The 19,324-nt window shown below is 63.5% G+C and carries 12 protein-coding genes; 8 read left to right on the forward strand and 4 right to left on the reverse strand.

Annotated features, from left to right (window positions below):
- Positions 1-13: 13 nt before the first annotated feature.
- Positions 14-1,012: a flagellar motor switch protein FliG gene (gene fliG, locus ACHFB9_RS08560; protein ID WP_417071121.1), complete on the reverse strand. Its 999-nt coding sequence runs from the start codon at positions 1,010-1,012 to the stop codon at positions 14-16.
- Positions 999-2,726 carry a flagellar basal-body MS-ring/collar protein FliF gene (gene fliF, locus ACHFB9_RS08565; RefSeq protein WP_417071122.1) on the reverse strand — a complete coding sequence of 576 codons (1,728 nt, stop codon included), beginning with the start codon at positions 2,724-2,726 and terminating at the stop codon, positions 999-1,001. The genes fliG and fliF overlap by 14 nt, the downstream gene beginning before the upstream one ends.
- Positions 2,727-2,900: 174 nt before the next feature.
- Between fliF and ACHFB9_RS08570 the strand changes: the two genes are divergently transcribed.
- The 8 genes from ACHFB9_RS08570 (at position 2,901) to ACHFB9_RS08605 (ending at position 17,560) form a co-directional block, all read left to right on the forward strand.
- On the forward strand, positions 2,901-4,013 hold the full coding sequence (locus ACHFB9_RS08570) for a sensor histidine kinase (protein WP_417071124.1): 1,113 nt from the start codon (positions 2,901-2,903) through the stop codon (positions 4,011-4,013).
- On the forward strand, positions 4,013-5,371 hold the full coding sequence (locus ACHFB9_RS08575; protein ID WP_417071126.1) for a sigma-54-dependent transcriptional regulator: 1,359 nt from the start codon (positions 4,013-4,015) through the stop codon (positions 5,369-5,371). Before ACHFB9_RS08570 ends, ACHFB9_RS08575 begins: the two co-directional genes overlap by 1 nt.
- 47 nt (positions 5,372-5,418) lie before the next feature.
- Positions 5,419-5,736 (forward strand): flagellar hook-basal body complex protein FliE, encoded by a 318-nt coding sequence (fliE, locus tag ACHFB9_RS08580; RefSeq protein WP_417071128.1) that lies wholly within the window; start codon positions 5,419-5,421, stop codon positions 5,734-5,736.
- A 147-nt stretch (positions 5,737-5,883) separates the two neighbouring features.
- The gene (locus ACHFB9_RS08585; protein WP_417071130.1) at positions 5,884-9,510 is read left to right on the forward strand and encodes a PAS domain-containing protein; all 3,627 of its coding nucleotides are present in this window, start codon (positions 5,884-5,886) and stop codon (positions 9,508-9,510) included.
- Positions 9,511-9,540: 30 nt separating this feature from the next.
- Positions 9,541-13,875, forward strand: a complete 4,335-nt coding sequence (locus ACHFB9_RS08590; RefSeq protein WP_417071132.1) for a CHASE domain-containing protein — start codon at positions 9,541-9,543, stop codon at positions 13,873-13,875.
- Positions 13,868-14,923 (forward strand): response regulator, encoded by a 1,056-nt coding sequence (locus tag ACHFB9_RS08595; protein WP_417071135.1) that lies wholly within the window; start codon positions 13,868-13,870, stop codon positions 14,921-14,923. The genes ACHFB9_RS08590 and ACHFB9_RS08595 overlap by 8 nt, the downstream gene beginning before the upstream one ends.
- 137 nt (positions 14,924-15,060) lie before the next feature.
- Complete coding sequence (locus tag ACHFB9_RS08600) at positions 15,061-17,067, forward strand: bifunctional 2',3'-cyclic-nucleotide 2'-phosphodiesterase/3'-nucleotidase (protein ID WP_417071137.1); 2,007 nt, start codon at positions 15,061-15,063, stop codon at positions 17,065-17,067.
- A gap of 112 nt (positions 17,068-17,179) precedes the next feature.
- Positions 17,180-17,560: a VOC family protein gene (locus ACHFB9_RS08605; protein WP_417071139.1), complete on the forward strand. Its 381-nt coding sequence runs from the start codon at positions 17,180-17,182 to the stop codon at positions 17,558-17,560.
- Positions 17,561-17,565: 5 nt separating this feature from the next.
- On the opposite strand, the gene ACHFB9_RS08610 is transcribed toward ACHFB9_RS08605, so the two are convergent.
- Entirely contained in the window at positions 17,566-18,702 is a 1,137-nt protein-coding gene (locus ACHFB9_RS08610) for a hypothetical protein (protein WP_417071141.1), read from the reverse strand.
- Positions 18,703-18,789: 87 nt separating this feature from the next.
- On the reverse strand, positions 18,790-19,320 hold the full coding sequence (locus tag ACHFB9_RS08615) for a DUF4337 domain-containing protein (RefSeq protein WP_417071143.1): 531 nt from the start codon (positions 19,318-19,320) through the stop codon (positions 18,790-18,792).
- Positions 19,321-19,324: the final 4 nt, after the last annotated feature.

Raw genomic sequence — 19,324 nt, forward strand, 5'->3', positions numbered from 1 at the left:
TTCTTCTCCGGGCTCAGACGAAATCGTCTCCGCCCTTGCCGCCGATCACGATCTGGCCTTCCTCGGCGAGGCGGCGAGCCACTTTGAGGATTTCCTTCTGCGCCGATTCGACTTCGGACAGGCGCACCGGTCCCTTCGAATCGAGATCCTCGCGCAGGCTCTCCGCCGCCCGTTGCGACATGTTCTTGAACACCTTCTCGCGCATGTCCGGACTTGCGCCCTTCAGTGCGATGATCAGCTGATCAGACTGCACTTCGCGCAGGATCGTCTGGATGCCGCGGTCATCGACGTCGATCAGGTTGTCGAACACGAACATCTCGTCGAGGATGCGCTGAGCCAGATCCGGGTCGTATTCGCGGACGTTGTCGAGGATCGCGGTCTCGGCGGTGCTGCCGACGAAGTTCAGGATCTCGGCGGCGTGGCGCACGCCGCCGATCGCGGTCTTCTTGAGCTGGGTCGATCCGGACAGCACCCGGGTCAGCGCTTCATTGAGCTCCTTCAGCGCTCCGGGCTGAACACCGTCGAGAGTCGCGATCCGCAGCAACACGTCGTTCCTCTGGCGTTCGGTGAAGTGTTTGAGGATCTCGCCGGCGTGGTCGAATTCAAGGTGCACGAGGATGGTCGCGATGATCTGCGGGTGCTCGTTCTTGATCAGGTCGGCGGCCGTACCGGCGTCCATCCACTTGAGCGACTCGATGCCGGCCGTGTCCGAGCCCTGCAGTACCCGCGAGAGCAGGTTTGCCGCGCGCTCGTCGCCGAGCGCCAGAGTCAGCATCTGGCGGATCTTGTCGTCATCGGCCTGAACCGGAGATGCCTTGACGACATAGATCGCGACTTCGTTGATCAGCGTTTCGATCACTTCGCGCGGCTGGGGCTGGAGCTTGGTCATCGCCATCCCCAGCTTCTGCACCTCGCGTGGCGACATGTGCTTGAGCACTTCGGCCGCCTCATCCGGGCCGAGCGAGAGCAGCAGCAGTGCTGCCTTGTTCATCCCTTCTTCAGCGTCGCTCATTGGTATTCGTCCCCATCCATTCCTTGAGCAGGTTCGCGATCACCTTGGGATTCTTGACCGCGATTTCCCGGGCTTTCGCGAGCTTCTTCTCGAAGCTCATCAGCGCGATCTCTTCGGCGCGCACTTCCGGTGGCAACAGTTCTTCCTCGATGATCTCGCCTTCCGCGTTGAGTTGCGGACCTTCTTCGCCTTCCTCGCCGGGTTCGGCTTCTTCGCTCTTGGGCGGCGGCGGCGGCGGGGGGGGGGCGACCGTGCGTACCAGCGGGCGCAGCACCGCGAGCCACAGGAAGAGCAGGATAGCCGCGATCAGCAGCCAGCGGCCCAGATCCTTGCCGAGCGACTGCATTTCCGGGTCCTTCCAGAACGGCAGCGCGTCGTCGGTCTTGGCGGGCAGGTTGAATGGGCTGTTCGCGATATTCAGCGTGTCTCCCCGTTGTGCGCTATAGCCGACCGCTTCGCGAACCAGATCGTTGATCTGCTTCATCTGAACCGGGGTCAGCGCGGTCGACTGCTCATTGCCCTTCGCATCGCGCGTGACCTTGTAGTTGACGACGACCGCGACCGACAGGCGCTTGACCTGACCGAGCGACTTCTTGACGTGCTGGATCGTCTTGTCGAGTTCGTAGTTCGTCGTCGAATTGCGGTTCGTCGACAGCGGTGTCCCCACCGGTCCCGAGGCGCCCGGAGTGCCCGGCGCAGCCGGAGTCGTCAGCGGCGCGGTGGCCGGCACCGGAGGCTGGTTGCTCAGCGCTCCGGGAACGCCTGCAGGATTGGGCTGCAGCGTGGTGCTGTCGGCGAGCTGCTGGCTGCGGATTGCCTGCTGCGGGCTGGGGTTCGGGCGGTAGGTCTCGGCGGTCTGCTCCTGCTGGTCGAAGTCGACGTCGGCATTGACGCGCGCGCGCAGGTTGTTCGGGCCGACGACCGGTTCGAGGATTTCTTCGATCCGTTTGATGTAGCGATCCTCGACTTCGTGGACATACTTGAGCTGGGTCGGATCGAGACCCGCTTCGCGAAGCGGATCGCTTCCCGAGCTCAGCAGCTTGCCGTTCTGGTCGAGCACGCTGACCGATTCGGTGGTCAGCTGGGGAACGCTCGACGAGATCAGGTGGGCGATACCGGCGACCTGGCTTGGGTCGAGCGCGCGTCCGTTGCGCAGCGTCAGCACGACCGAGGCGGTCGGCTTCTGTTCGTCGCGCAGGAAGGAGGTCTGTTTCGGGATCGCCAGGTGCACGCGGGCAGCCTGGACTTCGGATAGCGATGAGATCGTGCGGCCCAGCTCGCCTTCGAGCGCCCTCTGGTAATTGATCTGTTCGGCGAACTGGGAGAGGCCGATCCGCTCGTTCTCCATCAGCTCGAAGCCGACGTTGCCGCCCTTGGGCAGGCCCTGGCTCGCCAGGCGCAAGCGAAGATCGCCGACCTGGGCGGCCGGCACCAGGATCGCGCCGTTCTGATCCGAGACCTTGTAGGGGATGTTCTGGGCCTGAAGCGCGGTGACGATCGCCCCCCCGTCCTTCTCTTCGAGGCCGGAGAAGAGCACCGCGTAGTCCGGTTTGCGGCTCCACAGCCACATGCCGACCAGCAGGGCGACGCAGATGGCGATCGCGACTGCGCCCGCCATCTTCTGGCGGGGAGTCAGGCGATCGAAATTCGCGCGAACCTGCTCCAGTGGCGATTGCGGTGGAGGGGCCGGCGAGGCGAGGTCGGCTTCAGCCATGTCTGTTCCTGTGGGCGCGCAGACCCGATTGGGGATGACGCATTATTGACCGGGGGCGGCAAGAGCAAAGCGCGGATAAGCGGCAGTTTTTGCCGCTTAGTCGGAACAAGCCGTCGCCCGCCTGAGGTTAAATTGCTTCCATGAGCCGGATTCCGGCGCCCGTCAGGATAGACGATGACCTCTCCTCCCCTCGATGCCGTCCAGCTCGCCGAAGCCTTCCGCCAGTTCTCGGAGGCCTCCGCGCAGCTGACCCAGGCCTATTCCGGGCTGGAGCGTCAGGTCGAACGGCTCAACGAACGCCTGTCCTTGCTGATGGACGCGTTGCCGGCCGGAGTCGTGCTGCTCGACCCTCAGGGACGTATCGAACAGGCTAACCCTGCCGCACGGCAGATGATGGACAGGGTGCTGGAGGGCTCGGACTGGCGCGAGCTGTCGCGCTCGGCGCTCGCCGAGACCGATACACCCGGCGAATGGGAGTGTGGGGCCAGTGCGACGGGCGAAGCGCGTCGGCTCTCGCTCGCGCAGACCGCCGAGGATTCGGCCGGCGGGCGGATCGTGCTGCTCCACGATGTGACCGAAGCGCACCGGATGCGCACGGCCGCGGCCCGCAACGAGCGGCTCGCCGCGATGGGCGAGATGGTCGCGGGCCTCGCGCACCAGCTGCGCACGCCCTTGGCCGCGGCGCTGCTCTACGCGGGCAATCTCGCCGAGCCAAGCCTGCTGGGGCCGGCCGAGCGCGCGCGCTGCGTAGATCGCACGCTCGACAGGCTGCGCCATCTGGAGCGTTTGATCCGCGACATGCTTTCCTTCGCGCGCGGCGAGGCGACCGGGCAGGAGGCTTTCGGAGTCTGCGATCTGGTGACCGAGCTGGAGGCCACGATAGAGCCGGTCGCGGCGCGCCGCGCCGTTCGTTTCGATAGCCACTGCGGCTGTCCGGATGTGCGCCTCGCCGGAAACCGCAAGGAGATCGCCGGAGCGCTGACCAACCTGCTCGAGAACGCGCTGCAGGCCACCGGCGAAGGCGGCTGCGTCGCGCTCGAAGCCGAAAGCGACGCCGAGCGCGTCCGCTTCGCGGTGACCGACACCGGAAAGGGGATAGATCCGTCCATCCAGGCGCGGCTCTTCGATCCGTTTTTCACGACCCGCGCCGACGGCACGGGCCTGGGGCTGGCGATCGCGCGCGGCGTTGCCCGCGCGCACGGCGGCGAAATTACACTGGAATCGGTTCCCGGGCGGGGCAGCACTTTCGTGTTTGAATTGCCCCTGCCGGCGAGCGGAGAGAGATGATGCTGAACACCCTGCGAATCCTGGTCGTCGAGGACGATCCCGACATCCGCGACGCGGTCGCCTTCACGCTGGAGACCGCGGGTCATACCGTCGTCGCAGTCGGCGGCGGCCCCGAGGCGCTCGCCGCGCTTGCGGACGGAGTCTTCAATCTGGTCATCAGCGACCTGAGGATGCAGCCTATGGACGGGCTGCAGCTGCTCGATGCGATCCGCGCCTCCCACCCCCAGCTTCCGGTGATGCTGATGACCGCCTATGGCGATGTCGGTACCGCGGTCGCCGCGATGCGGGCCGGAGCCTGCGATTTCCTGCCCAAGCCTTTCGAGCCTTCGACCCTGCTCGAACAGGTCAGGCGTTACGCGGCGGTCGCCCCCGACGACAGCGAGATGGTTGCCGAGGACGTGCGCACCCGTGAGCTGCTCGCGCTGGCCGCCCGCGTCGCCGAGACCGATGCGACGGTGCTGCTCTCCGGCGAGTCGGGTACCGGCAAGGAAGTGTTTGCGCGCTACATCCACCGCCATTCGCGGCGAACCGATGGACCCTTCGTTGCGATCAACTGCGCGGCGATCCCGGAGAACTTGCTCGAGGCGACGCTGTTCGGTTACGAGAAGGGCTCTTTCACCGGCGCCCAGACCGCCCAGGCCGGCAAGTTCGAGCAGGCCGAAGGCGGCACTCTGCTGCTCGACGAAATTTCCGAGATGCCGCTCGCGCTGCAGGCCAAGCTGCTGCGCGTGCTGCAGGAGCGGGAAGTCGAGCGGGTCGGCGGCAAGAAGCCGGTGCCGCTCGACATCCGCGTGATCGCGACGACCAACCGGGACATGGCGCTCGAAGTCGCCGCGGGGCGCTTCCGCGAAGACCTGTTCTATCGTCTCAACGTTTTCCCGATCTCAATACCAGGCCTGCGCGAGCGTCCGGCTGACATCGTGCCGCTCGCTCATCACTTCCTGTTGCGTCACGGCGAGCGGATCGGCAAACATGCGCAACTATCGGCAGGCGCTGCGGCAATTCTTGCCGTCTGGCCCTGGCCGGGCAATGTCCGCGAGCTTGAGAATACGCTGCAGCGGGCCGCGATCATCGCCCGGGGGGAGCGGATCGAGGAGGCGGACATGCGGCTTTGCCTGCCGCGAGTCGGCGAGCTTCCCGCCGCTGCGGACGAGGCGGGTCCGGATGCGCCGGATGCCGTGCAGCAGTGCGTTGATGCACACTCCGACAACATGAAGGATCTGGAGCGCCGGCACATCCTCGAAACCTTGAAAGCGGTCGGCGGATCGCGCAAACTGGCCGTCGAACGTCTCGGAATCTCCGAGCGGACGCTGCGCTACAAGCTCCAGCAATACCGCAGCGAAGGGCTGGACGTCTGATCTGGCACGCGACCTGCTAGTATTCGGCGTACAAGGACGGGAACATCATGGACACTCGCGGAATCGACCAACTGATCGGGCAGCTTCGCGCCACGGCCGAAACGGCTGCGGGCAAGACGTCGAGTACGCCTGCCGCAGGAGAAACCGACTTCTCGCAAGTGCTCCAGGGCGCGCTGCAACAGGTCAGCCAGGCTCAGAACGATGGTCGCGCGATGGCCGAGAAGTTCTCGGCGGGCGACCCAAACGTCAATCTGCAGGACGTCATGGTTGATCTGCAAAAGGCGAGTCTGTCCTTCCAGCAGATGGTCCAGGTCCGCAACCGCCTCGTCACGGCCTACCAGGACATCATGAACATGAACGTCTGATCCCGCGTCCTGCGGGATCGTCAAGGCTGGCGCCGAGTCGGCCGGATCCGTGTGAGCATTTCTCCAGCAGAATGCCTGCTGGGCAGTCTATGATCACCACAGAAGATCTCCTCTGCCAAGGCAAACGCTTCGGGAGCCCTCGCGCCCATGTCGCTGCGGATTGCGCTGACCGTCCTGCTGTGCTCCATCAGCCTTGTCGCCCAGGCCCATCTGGGCACGCTTCGCGTCGTCTCCGACAACAACTACCCCCCTTTTCTCTTCCTCGGCGAGGATGGACAGCCCAGGGGCTATGTCGTAGATTTGTGGTCGCTGTGGGAAAAAAAGACAGGCATCCATGTCGAGCTGACACCAGCCATTTGGGCTCAGGCCCAGCGAGACATGCTGGCCGGGCACTACGATGCGATCGATCTGATCTTTCATACGCCAGGGCGGGATTCGCTCTACGATTTTTCTGGCCCCTATGAAGCGGTTCCGGTCGGAATGTTCGCCCACAAGTCGATCTCGGGGCTGCAAGGCCCACGCGATCTGGCTGGTTTCAGGATTGGCGTCATGGCGGGCGATGCCTGTATCGAGCATCTGCGCGAACTGGGTGTCGCCGATCTCCGGTTCTTTAGGGATTACCAGGATGTGATTCGCGCCGCATCCAGCGAAGAGATCAAGCTCTTCTGCATGGATGAGTACCCTGCCAATTTTTACCTCTACAAGCTCAAGGCCAACGGTCTTTTCAAACGCGCTTTCTTTCTCTACACGGGGAAGTTTAACTGGGCCGTGCGCAAGGGCGATCTTGAGACTTTCCGGATCATCGAATCAGGGATGGCGAGGATCAGCCCCGCCGAACGCGAGGCACTGCGTCAGAAATGGCTTGGTCCATCCCGTCCGCTGCACTGGGCCGACTATCGCCTGAGCGTCTATGTGTTGCTCGGAGCGGCAGGCTGTGGTCTGGCGTTGCTGGTCTGGGCACTGCTGTTGCGCCGGGCGGTGAGGGGCCAGGTCGAAGCCGTGCGACAGCAGCAGCACTGGCTCAGCCAGGTGATCGACGGTACCCATGCCGGGACCTGGGATTGGGCGCTCGAGTCGGATCTGATGCAGGTCAATGACAGGTGGTTGATGATTCTCGGACTCCCCCCTTCTGGCCCGCACCATCTGAGGCGGGAGCTGTGGCTGGAGCGCTGCCACCCCGATGATCTGCTGTCGGTTCAGGCTTTGCTCGAAAGCCATCTGAGTGGCAAGTCACCGATCTATGAAGCCCAACTCAGACTCAGGCAACAGAGCGGCGGCTATGCCTTTGTGTTCGAACGGGGCAAAGTTCTCGAACGGGACAGCTCAGGGCGAGCCGTCAGGATGGCGGGCATCCTGCTCGACTTGTCGGAGCAGATGGCGGTACGCGAGCAGCTGATGAGGGAGGCGCGTCGGCACAAGGAAGTCGTCGAGGCAACGGGAGACGGCATATGGGAGTGGTCGCTCGGTTCCGGACACTGTTATCGGAGTGAGCGCTGCCTCGAAATTCTCGGCCTCGAGGGCGAATATGCGCAGAGCTCCGATCCCTTGCACCCCGAGGATCGCGATTTGGTCTGGGCCGCGATCTGCGCGCATCTGGCCGGGGAGACCGCTACCTATCGCTGCGAATACCGCCTCATTCATTCCCATGGCTATGTGACCTGGGTCAGGGAGAGCGGGAGAGTCGTCGAACGCGACGATCAGGGCAGGCCCTTGCGCATGGTTGGAAGCCTCGCCGACATCTCAAATGAGCGGCAGATGCACAGCAAGGTCGAACGTGCGGAACGGCGTCTGGAGTTCGCCGTCGACAGTTCCCGGGCCGGAACCTGGATATGGGAGCCGCAGAGCGGTCGCTGCGAGTGGTCGGCGCGGATCTGGGATCTGTGTGGTGTTGATTCGGCGAGCAGTCTGGCGAGCGCTGATGCGATCTATGCGGCGATGCATCCCGCGGACCGGGAGGGCGCCCGGGAGCGGATACGCGAACGGGTCGGTCGCGCCGAACCCTTCGAACTCGAATGCCGCGTGAATCTTCCCCCTGGGGAAGCTGAACGCTGGTTGATGATCAGGGGGGCGCCCGAACGCGGTGAGACGGGTGAGCTGCTCTACGTCGGCATCGTGATGGACATCAGTGAGCGAAGGCTCAGGATGGGCGAGACGATTCGCGCCGAGCTGCTCGAACGCGAGCTGCAGATCACCAAGGACGTTTTCGACAGCTGCATGGCCGGCTACTGGGACTGGGACCTCGTGAGTGGTCACCTCTATCTGAGTCCGGTCTGGAAGCGGATGCTCGGATACGAGGACGGTGAGCTTGCCAACCGGGTCGAAACCTGGCGGAGCCTGATCTTCGCCGAGGATTTGCCCAGTTTCGCCGAGGCCGTTGACAGGCATGTCGCCGGAGGTGGCCGCGGGGCTTTCCAGGTCGAAGTGCGCTTCCGGCACAAGCAGGGTTCCGTGGTCTGGGTGCAGTGCGCCGGCAAGGTCGTCGAATGGACCCCGGAGGGCAAGCCTCGGCGGGCCGTGGGATGCCATGTCGATGTGACCCTGTTGCATCAGCGCCTCGATCAGGTTCAGGAGGCGCGCAACCGGGCCGACCGGGCCAGTCAGGCAAAGAGTGCCTTCGTTGCCAATATGAGCCACGAGATCCGCACGCCCATGAACGCACTGCTCGGCAATGCGCAGCTGCTGCGGCGCACCCGTCTCGACGAGTACCAGACCGAGCGTCTCGAACGGATACGCGTGGCCGGTCATCATCTGCTCTCGGTGATCAACGACATCCTCGACTTTTCCAAGATAGAGGCAGGAAGGCTCGTCCTCGAACAGATTCCGATGACGGTCTGCCAGGTGCTCGCCGAAGTCAAGTCGCTGGTGACCGAGATGGCCCAGGCCAAGGGACTGACGCTCATCCTGGAGCAGCCTCCTGCCGACCGTCGAGTTCAGGGAGATCCGACCCGTCTGCGCCAGGCCGTGCTCAACTTCGTCAGCAATGCGATCAAGTTCACCGAGCGGGGCGAAGTCAGGCTGAGGCTCGAGATCCTCGACGAGGACGAAGAGTTTCTGCAAGTCCGCTATGCCGTGCGCGACACCGGAATGGGCATCGCGCCCGAGCTGCAGCACGGGCTCTTCTCGGCCTTCGATCAGCTCGATGCCTCGACCACCCGTCGCCACGGAGGGACGGGCCTGGGGCTGGCCATCACCCAGCAGCTGGCAAGGCTTATGGGGGGCGATGTCGGCGTGATCAGCGCGACGGGCCAGGGCAGCACTTTCTGGCTGACCGCGCGCCTGAAGAAGGAAGTGGGCCAGAGTGAGGCGGGCTCGGGCAGCGAGCCGGAGAGCGGAGGCCGGGACAATTTCGATGCGCTTGCCCACGATGCCCGTCTGCTGCTCGTCGAAGACGATGCCTTCAACCGCGAGATTGCACTCGAATTTCTCAAAGACGGGGGAATCGTCCCCGACCTTGCCTGCAACGGTGTCGAAGCGCTGGAGCGGGTGAAGCACGAGCGTTATGACCTGATCCTGATGGACATGCAGATGCCCGAGATGGACGGGTTGGAGGCGACTCGGCGGATAAGGGAAATGGACGGCTATTCGGTCGTGCCGATCCTCGCGATGACGGCGAATGCTTTTGCCGAGGATTGGCTGCGTTGCCGCGACGCGGGCATGGACGACTTCATCACCAAGCCCGTCGACTCCGCGCTGTTGCTGCGCAAGATCTCCGAATGGCTGAACCGTGCGCGGGCGGGTGACAGGGAGGGCAATCTTGATGAGGTGGGACGCTGAAACGGCGGGTTCCGCGAGGCGCAGCCCGCCATGAGATCGTCAGGTTTGCCGCTTGCGCGCGCCTCAGCTCTGGTGCTGGCGTTGGGGCTGCTTCTTGCCGCGCTCAGTTTCGTCGGCCTCGGCCGCATCCAGGAGCGCGAACGCAGGCTTCGCTTTGACGCGCTGGCCAGCCAGGCCGTCCATCAGGTGGCCACGAAGATCAACGTGTTCGAATACGGTCTGAGGGGGGCTAGGGGGGCGGTGGTGGCCGTTTCCGCCGAGAACATCACGCGCGAGCGCTTTCGCGCATACATGCAGACCCGCGATATCGAGCGGGAGTTCGCCGGGGCTCACGGCTTCGGTTTCATCCGGCGCGTGCGCCGGGAGGATGAGCAGACTTACCTGCGGCGGATTCGCGCCGACGGGGCTCCAAACTTTCGCCTCCATCAGATATCCGAGCATCCGGGTGATCGCTGGATCATCGAGTACCTCGAGCCAGAAGGCCCGAACCGCGAGGCGCTGGGACTGGATGTCGCATCCGAACCGAGACGGGCTGCGGCGCTGAGCTTTGCTGTGCGCAGTGCGTCAGCGGCGCTGACGGCCCCGGTCACGCTCATTCAGGCGAGCCATCAGGCTTTGAGCGGTTTTCTGCTTGTCCTTCCTGTCTATCGACTTCCTGTTCCCCCCACTTCGCCCTCTGAGCGCGAGCGCCAGGCTCTTGGGCTCACTTATGCGCCTATCCTGATCTCGGAAGTGATGGCGGGCTTCGATTTCGATGCGGGCAGTTTTGGCTTGCGCATCGCCGATGTCGCTCCGGACGGAAGGGAAGAGCGGTTCTACGAGAGCAGCTCGATTGCACAAGCATCCTCAGCCGCATTGCGCTCCGTGTTGATGACTCCGGTCTATGGTCGAACCTGGAAGATCGAGGTTATCGCCCGGCCGGTTTTCCTGAGCCGACTGAATCAGACTCCACCGCTTCTGGTCGCCGCTCTGGTCCTGCTGATCGCACTGCTCTGCGCGCTGATCGTCGAACTCAGGGTGAGGTCTGCGGAGCGCCGCAAGCTTGGCCTGGATGAGAGGCTCAGGTTGGCTGCGATCGTCGACTCATCCCGCGATGCGATCGTCGGCCTGAGCCTGGACGGCAGCGTGACGTCCTGGAACCCCGGTGCGGAGAGGATGTTCGGATATCCGACGCAGCAGGTTCTGGGTAAGCGTATCGACGAGCTGATCGTGCCCGAGCCAAGGCGTTACGAGATCCGTTCAATGCTGGCTCGGATCGCTCGGGGCGAGAGCTCCGAACTGCCCGAGACCGAGCGTCTGCGCAGCGATGGAAGCCGTCTGGAGGTCTTCGTCTCAGCTTTTCCGATCAAGATGGCGGAAGGGAATGTGGTCGGATGCGCGATGATTCTGCACGACATCTCGGCCCGCCGGAGTGCCGAAAGGCAGGTGCTGGCGCTCAATGCCCAGCTCGAAGCCCGAGTCCTGGCGAGAACCCGGGAACTCGACGAGGCGAGGCGGCTGTTCCAGACCATGCTCGACGGTGCGCCGTTGCTGATCGGTTACTGGGACAGGTTGCTGCACAACCGCTTCGCGAACCGGGCCTATCGCGGTTGGTTTGGCGACCCGAACGCCAATCTGACGGGGCGGGATATCCGCAGTTTGCTCGGCGAAGCATCCTATACGGTGAGCCGACCATATATCGACGCAGTCTTGCAGGGCACTCCCCAGGTTTTTGAGCGATCCATTCCCCATATGGACGGTTCGGGCGAGCGTCAGTTTCTGATCCACTATCAGCCCGACAGCCTGGGTGGCGAGGTCCGGGGCTTTTTCGTGCTCGCGAGTGACATCTCCGAACTCAAGGCGGTGAACCAACGACTTTTGCGCAGCGAAGCTTTCCTGCAGACGCTGCTCGATACGATCCCGGGCCTGATCCTGTACTGCCGGAACGACCTCTGCTGCGAGTTTGCCAGCTCAAGCAGCGCCGAATGGCTGGGCGCCCCCCCGGAGACTCTGCGCGGCCGTCCGCTCGCGGAGTTGCTCGACGCGGAGACCTTTGCCTGGTACCGCCCCCTCGCCCCGCGCGTGCTGGCCGGGGAGAGTCTGCACCTGCAGCGGCGTACGAAGAGAAGGGATGGTCGCGAGGCCGACATCTGGGTTCATCTGCTGCCCGATCTGCGACCGGGAGGAGCCGGGGGATTTCTGGTCGTGCTCAACGATGTCACCGCGCTGACCTCCCCCCGACGGGAACTTTTGCTGAACGAAGGAGGGGTTTTGAGAGATGCCCGGGCCGGGCTTCTCGCGCGCATGAACCACGATCTGCGCACTCCCCTCAATGCCGTTCTCGGCTACTGTCACCTGCTGGAGAGAAACGCGCTGTCGGCGACGGCCATGGACTGGGTGCTCCGGATAGACCATTCGGCCCGCCACCTGCTCGGGGTCGTCTGCAAGTTGTTCGACGTTGCCTCCGAGCCGCGCCAGAGGCCGCTCGAAGTCGAAGCCTTCCGGCTTGCCGACACGCTGGAACAGCTCGCCGGTTTGCTCGCGCCGGCACTGCAGGAGCGGCCGGTCGAGCTGGTGATTGCAGAGCTTCCCGAGGAGGCTGAGTTCCTGGAAGGCGATGCGCGCCATCTGCTCCAAATCCTGCTCAATCTGGGACGCAACGCGATTCGCTTCACTCCGTGCGGCTCGGTCGTGATCACGGTACGGACGATCAGCCATGATCCGGAGACGCGGACTTTGAGACTGGAGTTCAAGGTCAGAGATACCGGAGTCGGGATCGCCGCGGCGAGGCTGGACTCGATCTTTACCGCCTTCGACAAGAGCTCTGCCCAGAGCGAAGGAACGGGGCAGGGGCTGGCCATCTGTCGTGAGCTGGTCGAGCAGATGGGGGGAAGGATATCGGCCAGCAGCGAGGAGGGAAAAGGTAGCGAATTTAGCGTCGAACTCGGTTTTGCCCTGCAGCAGCCCGAATCGCCTTCGCGCGCTCCGCTGCGCGATCTGCGCGTGCTGATCGCCGAGGATCACCCGCTCGCTTTGCAGGCGGTCGGGGCGATCGTGACCGGCTTCGGTTGGCGTTTCGATGCGGTTGGGGACGGAGCGGCCGCGATCGAGAAGCTGGAGCGAGAGGGCGGGGGGGCCTATCAGCTCTGTCTGCTCGATTGGCACATGCCCCAGTTCGACGGGCTCGCGGTTGCGAGGCATCTGCGCGAGAGCGCCGGAGCGGATGCGGCCCCGGTCGTGCTGATGGTCTCGGCGCATGAGCGGGCGTTGATCGAGACCGAAGTTGAGGCCGGACGTGCCGATGCGCTGCTGCAAAAGCCGGTGACCGAATCCGCACTCTACGATGTCGCGCTCAGGTTGGCGCGGATCGGCAGTGAATCCATAGCCGATGCCTCTTCCCGTCTTCCCAGACTGACGGGGTTCAGGGTGCTGGTCGTCGACGACAATGCGATCAACCGGGCCGTGGCCGCGGCCATCCTTGGTGAAGAGGGGGCATTGGTGACTCTGGCCGTCGATGGCGCCGATGCGCTGCACCGGCTCGATGCCGAGCCGGCCGGCTTTGACGCGGTTTTGATGGACGTCAGGATGCCCGGAATGGATGGTTACCAGGCGACCCAGAAGATCAAGAACGACCCGCGGCTCGCAGCGCTACCGGTCATTGCGCTGACCGCGGAGGCCTTTGCTGTCCATCGAGAGAAGGCGTTGGCCTGCGGCATGCAGGGTTTCGTTCCGAAGCCTTTCGATGTCGACGAACTGGTGGCTGCCCTGCTGGAGGTGGTCCGTTCTGCGGGGAAGGCCGTCAGCGCCCAGAACACCGTGGATTTGGCGCGCGGGCTGCGCACTTTCGGCTCCGACGAGCGATTCCGTCGCTACCTTGCGCTCTTTTTCGACGATTTCCATCGCGAGGACCTGGAGGAAGAGCGCGGGGGCGCCGAGCTTCAGGCTCTGGCGCACCGGATGAAATCGGCAGCCGGTTTCCTCGGCCTGGCCGGCCTGCAGCTTTGTGCCGCCGATGCCGAAGCGGCGCTGCGCTCCGGAGCACAACAGAGCGAAACGCTGCTGCGCTGGCGAAACGCTTTCGAAGAAGCCCGAACCTGGGCTGATTCCTTCCTCGGTCGTGTAGAGCCCGAGGTGCCCGACTGCGCTCCTTGTGCAGGCATGGATCAGGAAAAGCTCGACCTTCTGCGCAGGATGCGGGCTGCGCTGGATCAAGACGACCTTGACGGTGCGGAGGCGCTTATGGATGATCCTGTCATCCGCGCGGATGTCGGACTGTCGATGGCCTTGCGCAAGATGCTGGAACGATTCGACCTGTCGGGCGCTCTGAGTCGGGTATCCGAACTGATTCGCTGCACGGAAGCCGAAAGGGACGGCAAGCATGGCTAATGGTCCTCTTCTGATCGTCGACGACGAACCGCAGAATCTTGCCGCGTTGCGCGAGATGCTGCGCGACGAGTTCCGGTTGGTCTTTGCCCGCAGCGGCGAGGAGGCTCTGGCGATCGTCAGGCGTCATCTGCCATCGCTGATCCTGCTCGATGTTGAAATGCCTGGTCTCGACGGGTACGAAACCTGCCGAAGGCTCAAGGCCGACCCCCTGACCGAGCACATCCCGGTGCTCTTCGTGACCGGACGCACCGGGCCGGAGGACGAGATCGCAGGGTTCGAGGCGGGCGGTGAGGATTATTTGGCGAAACCGGTGAATCCGGTCGTGGCCAGGGCCAGGATTCGCGCTCACCTCTCTCTTGTGCGTGCCAGCCGGCTTGATGAGAGCTATCGCAGCGCGTTGGCGATGCTCGGTGCGGCGGGTCACTATAACGATAACGATACCGGTGTCCATATCTGGCGGATGGCTGCCTATGCGCGCGCTCTGGCCGCGCAGCTCGGGTGGAGTGAGAGCAGCTGCGCGCTGCTCGAGCTCGCGGCCCCCATGCACGACACGGGAAAGATAGGTATTCCCAGCAACATCCTGCGCAAACCCGGTGTTCTGGATGCCGGGGAATGGGCGGTCATGAAGACCCACTCCCGGATTGGCTGGGAGATCCTGCACCGGGGTCTGGGCTCTGCTTTCGAACTCGCCGCCGAGATCGCGCTGCGCCATCACGAAAAGTGGGATGGCAGCGGCTATCCAGACGGACTTTCGGGGGAGGATATTCCTGAGTCCGCACGTATCGTCGCCATTGCCGACGTCTTCGACGCTTTGACGATGGTCCGCCCCTACAAGCACGCCTGGTCGCTCGCCGATGCTTTTGCCTGGATAGAGCACAGCCGGGGGTCGCACTTCGATGCCGGCATGGTCGATGCATTTCTGGATATCAGACCGGAAATCGAGATGATTCGGCAGAGCTGGGCGGAGAAGGAAGCCGAGCAGGCTGATCACCAAGTGAATGACTCGTCCTCCGCCCTGTCCGCCCAAGGGGACGCTTCCCGCCCCTAGCCGATCCTGCTTGCCACGGGGGGCTCGAAAGCCATAGGGGGCTTTGTGCCTTGATGCGGGACTGAAACATTCCCGTTATCTGGGCTTCATCTGTCATCGGTAATGTCCTGCAAGAACTTTTACCAGGATGGATATCGATGCAATTTTCCTTCACGCGCCGCGCACTGCCTGCGGCCATTCTCGTCGCGGCGCTCTCTGCTTGCAGCAGCGCCGACTCGAAACCTTCCGTTCCGGAAGGGGACACGCTCAGCATGGCGGTTCTCGAGACGACCGATCTGCACTCGAACCTGAAGTCCTACGACTACTACAAGACCGCGGACGACATCAAGGTCGGCCTGGAGCGCACCGCGAGCCTGATCAGCGCGGCGCGCAAGGAGTTCGGCAACACCTTGCTGGTCGATAACGGCGATACGATCCAGGGAACGCCGCTCGCCGACTACGAGGCGCTGGTCGCGCCGCCCGCCTGCACCGATACGCTGACCCAGTACAAGGCGATGAATGCGGTCGGCTACGACATCGCGACGCTGGGCAATCACGAGTTCAACTATGGCCTCGATTTCCTCTATCAGGTCACCGGCAAGAAGCACAACTACCAGGGCAAGGAGCGCACTTGCAAGGGGCCGGATTTCCCGCTGGTGCTGGCCAACGTCTATGATGCAACGACCAAGGCGAACATTTACGATCCGTGGAAGATCCTCAGCCGCGAATACGTCGATGCGCAGGGCGTCAAGCGGACGATCAGGATCGGCGTGATCGGCTTTGCCCCTCCGGGCATCCTCGAGTGGGACAAGCGCTGGCTCGACGGCAAGCTGACGGTTGAAGGCGCCAAGCTTTCGGCGGCGAAGTATGTGCCCGAGATCCGCAAGGCGGGCGCCGACGTCATCGTGGCCCTGGTGCATGGTGGGATCAGCGTTGGTTCGGATGGCAACGATGAGAATCCGGTGTACGGTGTCGCCGGCGTGCCGGGCATCGACGCGATCGTGGCCGGACACTCGCATCTGAGCTTTCCGGGAACGGCTTACAAGGCCGACGATATCGACAACACGAAGGGGCTGATCAAAGGCGTGCCGGTCGTCCAGGGGGGCTTCTGGGGCAGCAGCCTCGGCGTGATCCGGCTCAAGCTCGTCTATCAGGGCGGCAAGTGGGTCGTCGATGCGGGCAAGTCGCAGTCCGAAGTGCGCAATATCGCGAAGACGGTCAATGGGGCGACGAGCGCGCTGGTCGATCAGGATCCGACGGTGGCCGGCGTGATCAAGTCGGCACACGAAGCGACGCTCGCTTACGTCAATACCGCGATCGGCAACACCGAGCTGCGTCTGTCCTCCTTCCTGTCCCAGGTGGGGGACACCGCGGCGATCGAACTGCTCAACGCGGCCCAGGCCGACTACGTGAGCCAATACGTCAAGACCAATCTGCCCCAGTACAAGGATCTTCCGGTTCTGTCGGCACAGGCCCCGTTCAAGGGCGGCTATGCCGGAGCGACCGACTACACCGACGTGGCCGTCGGCCCCCTGTCGATCCGCAGCGCGGCTGACCTCTATCTCTATAGCAACACGATCTATGCGGTGAAGATCAAGGGGCGCAGCCTGAAGGGATGGCTGGAGAACTCGGCCCAGCAGTTCAACCAGATCGACCCGAGCAAGACGACGAGTCAGGATCTGCTGAACGCTTCGTTCAAGGTCTACAACTACGACATCATCGACGGTGTGACTTACGAGTTCGACCTGACCCAGCCTGTCGGTAGCCGCGTCGTCAATCTGCAGTACAAGGGCGTGGCAGTCAGCGATACGCAGGAATTCATCGTCGCGACCAACAACTACCGGGCCAGCGGCATCACGAATCCGAGCACCTACAAGTGGATCACGCCGACGGACGTCGAGGTGCTGCTCGCTTCCCCCGATGCGAACCGCGACGTGGTCATCAATTACGTCAAAGCGCAGAAGACGGTGACTGCCGCCGCGTTCACGCCAAACCAGAACTGGCGCTTCAAGCCGCTCCCCGGCCTGGCGGGCAAGGTGGTGTTCCGTTCGGCCCCGGCGGCCAAGGATGTGCTGTCGGCGGAGAAGATCGGCAACGTCACGCTCGATGACGCGACACCCGATGCCAACGGGCTGGTCTCTTATCGAATCGATCTGAGCAAGTAAGCCCCTGCAAAGCGGAAAGGGGGGGGGGCTTTGGCCCGCCCCTTTTCCGCTCACCGCCCGCTCGGCGCTAGAATCGCCGGGGACCCATTGTCCCCAAGGGAGCTCGGCAAAAATGATCGACCACACCGGAATCCAGGTCTCCGACATCGCGAAGAGTCGGGCCTTCTATCTGCAGGCGCTTGCGCCTCTGGGCTATGCGATCCGCTTGGAGTTCGACGGCGCGGTCGGTTTTGGACCCGCCGAACCGGGTGCCGGCGAGGATCCCGGTGGGGACTTCTGGATCTCGAGCGGCACGCCTTTCGTGCCGCGCAGCCATATCGCGTTTCGCGCCGACGATGAAACGGCGGTCACTGCCTTCTTTGCTGCGGCGATTGCGGCGGGGGGGCGGAGCAATGGCGAACCCGGACCCCGGCCCCAGTATCACGAAGGATATTTCGCGGCTTTCGTGCTCGATCCGGACGGCTACAACATCGAAGCCGTCCATCACGGCTGAAGGGCTCAGGCTTCCGGGATTCTGATCTCGGCCGTGCCCGGGCAGACCTGGAGCGGGAACTCGCGCGAAGCGTCGATGCAGCCGCCGTCCTCGTAGATTCCCGGGCCGTCGCGCAGTTTCATCATCGCCGCCATCACGCGTGCGCACTTTTCCGGATCGGCGAGCGTTGCGTGGGCGCGCTCGGCAACGATGTCCTCGTTCATCCGCAGGTCGCCGTTGGCGTCGGTATAGACCCCGTCCCGCCAGTGGAAGATCTCGACGCACTTGGTCTGCATCGTGAAGTGCTGACGGTTCCAAAAGTTCGAGAAAAGCCCTCCGCCCATGTAGAAAACCCATGAGCCTTCAAATCCCGATACATCCGACGAGTAGGCATCGGGGTTGCGGAACCAGACCCGGTCGCCCGGAACGTAGTAGGCGGGAGGAATCGGTTCGGCGAGCGAACCGTATTCGCGCAGGAAGACCTCATGGAAGAGGCCCGACATGATCGCGCGCCTCTCCCAGCGGCGGCTCAGCGCCTGATAGAGCGGCGGATTGTGCTCGGCGAGCTCCTCGGCGATGCCGAGCAGAATCACATACTCGGTCGCGCGATAGCACGAGAAAGAGTAGAGCTTGCCCGACACGTCGGGCTGGGTTGCGGTCTTCAGCGCCGTGACCAGCGACTTGCCGGGCAGGATCGTGAAGCTCGTGTCCTCGTCGTAGGTCCAGTACTCGCTGGGGCGCTCAGCCGCGCTCGTTCCGAAGGCGAGCTGGGTGCGATAGGCTGCCCAGGCGATGTTGCGGCGAATCCTCAGCGCGGCGGCGAGTTCGTCGTAATTCGGAAAGTCAAAGGAGCGGGGCGCGGCCAGCATCGCCAGCAGCGTTTCGCGCTCGAAATCCTGCGCGGATCCGAAGCTGTCCAGTTTCAGCGTCGCCGACAGCTTCGTCGTGTCGAAGCCGGGTATCCAGGCGAGCATCTGCTCGTCGTTCAATGCGAAGGAGGTGGCGTCCGCGTGCTCGTTGATCGCGACATGGCGGAGCAGGTCGAGCGCTTCCAGATGATCCTGGAAGGCCTGTGCCGAGCCCGGGTTCGCGATGATCCTGATGCCAGCGGCACGGCGGTTTGCGCGCGCGCCATCCTTGTGTTCCTGTTCCGCAAAAATCATCACTGTGCCTCGGGCTTGGGTGATTTCAGGTAGGGGGTGCTGCCGGCATCACATGGCCGGCCAAGGGGGAAGCAGGGAAGGGCATCGTCAGAAAACCAGCAAAAAGCCGTTCGCGAACAGGATGAAACCGATCAGTGCGACCGGCAGTGCGGTCCACCAGATCTGCTTGTTCTTCATCAGGCCGGCGACCGAATTGAGCAGGATCGCGACCTGAAGGAAGATCACGGCCAGCGCGAAGGGCTTGCCGTGTCGTTTGGCGTCGTCGCGCTGGAACTCGAAGTCCTTGGCCTTCTTCTCGATGGCCTTTTTCTCGGATTCATAGCGCGCGACGCGCTTTTCGTAGTCGCTGATCTTCTTCGCGAACTCGGCCTTGGCCGGATTCTCGTCGGGGAGCAGCTTCGCCTGCAGTTCGAGCTGTTCGAGCTGGATCTGGTAGAGGTTCTGCTTCGTGCTCTTGGCCTGAAAGAAGGCCCACTGATCGGACGCCATGGTCTGGCTGATCACGCTCAGCGTCGAATAGCCGCCACCCTTGAAGGTCGACAGCGTGGCGCAGACCGCCAGGATCACGGTCACCAGAGCCATGTGGTTGAACCAGGGTTCTTTCTTTTCTTCGGTCATCGTG

The organism is Niveibacterium terrae (assembly GCF_048213115.1).
GTDB lineage: Bacteria > Pseudomonadota > Gammaproteobacteria > Burkholderiales > Rhodocyclaceae > Niveibacterium > Niveibacterium terrae.